Raw genomic sequence first — 1,181 nt, 5'->3', positions numbered from 1 at the left:
GGGACGCCCTTTCTTTGAGTATTGGCATAAGCGCCTTACTCGATGATTTTCGACACAACGCCGGCGCCGACGGTGCGGCCGCCTTCGCGGATGGCGAAACGCAGGCCGTCTTCCATCGCGATCGGGGCGATCAGCTCGACGGTGAAGCCGACGTTGTCGCCGGGCATGACCATCTCGGTGCCTTCGGCCAGGGTCACGGTGCCGGTCACGTCAGTCGTACGGAAGTAGAACTGCGGACGGTAGTTCGCGAAGAACGGAGTGTGACGACCGCCTTCTTCCTTGGTCAGGATGTAGGCTTCGGCTTCGAACTTGGTGTGCGGTGTAACCGAACCCGGCTTACACAGAACCTGGCCACGCTCAACGCCGTCACGGTCGATACCGCGCAGCAGGGCGCCGATGTTGTCGCCTGCTTCACCGCGGTCCAGCAGCTTGCGGAACATTTCAACGCCGGTGCAGGTGGTTTTCTGAGTGTCGCGGATGCCGACGATTTCGATCTCGTCGCCAACATTGATCACGCCACGCTCAACACGACCGGTCACAACGGTACCGCGGCCCGAGATCGAGAACACGTCTTCGACCGGCATCAGGAACGGCTTGTCAACTTCACGCTCAGGGGTGTCGATGTAGTCATCAACAGCCGCCATCAGTTCCTTGATTTTCTCTTCGCCGATTTCCGGGTTGTTGCCTTCCATCGCGGCCAGAGCCGAACCTGCGATGATCGGAATATCGTCGCCAGGGTATTCGTAGCTGGACAGCAGTTCGCGAACTTCCATCTCAACCAGTTCCAGCAGCTCTTCGTCGTCAACCTGGTCAACTTTGTTCATGAACACGACCATCTTCGGGATGCCAACCTGGCGGCCCAGCAGGATGTGCTCGCGGGTCTGAGGCATCGGGCCGTCAGCAGCGTTCACAACCAGGATCGCGCCGTCCATCTGAGCGGCACCGGTAATCATGTTCTTGACGTAGTCGGCGTGGCCGGGGCAGTCGACGTGTGCATAGTGGCGGTTGTCTGTCTCGTATTCCACGTGGGCGGTCGAGATGGTGATGCCACGAGCCTTCTCTTCAGGCGCGCCGTCGATTTGGTCATACGCTTTGAAGTCACCGAAATACTTGGTGATTGCTGCGGTCAGCGTGGTTTTACCGTGGTCAACGTGCCCAATCGTGCCGATGTTGACGTGCGG

Annotated in this window: 1 protein-coding gene; it reads right to left on the bottom strand. The window is 59.3% G+C overall.

Annotated elements, in window-relative coordinates; all coding sequences use genetic code 11:
• Nucleotides 1-35 precede the first annotated feature (35 nt).
• Nucleotides 36-1,181, bottom strand: a 1,146-nt coding sequence (gene tuf, locus GOX21_RS21415; protein ID WP_170379933.1) for an elongation factor Tu, incomplete at its 5' end; no start/stop codon positions are given.

Origin of the sequence: Ruegeria atlantica (genome assembly GCF_013032005.1) — a bacterium.
GTDB lineage: Bacteria > Pseudomonadota > Alphaproteobacteria > Rhodobacterales > Rhodobacteraceae > Ruegeria > Ruegeria atlantica_A.
Note: the sequence above shows the minus strand (reverse complement) of the source record. Positions and strands in the feature narration are given on the sequence as shown.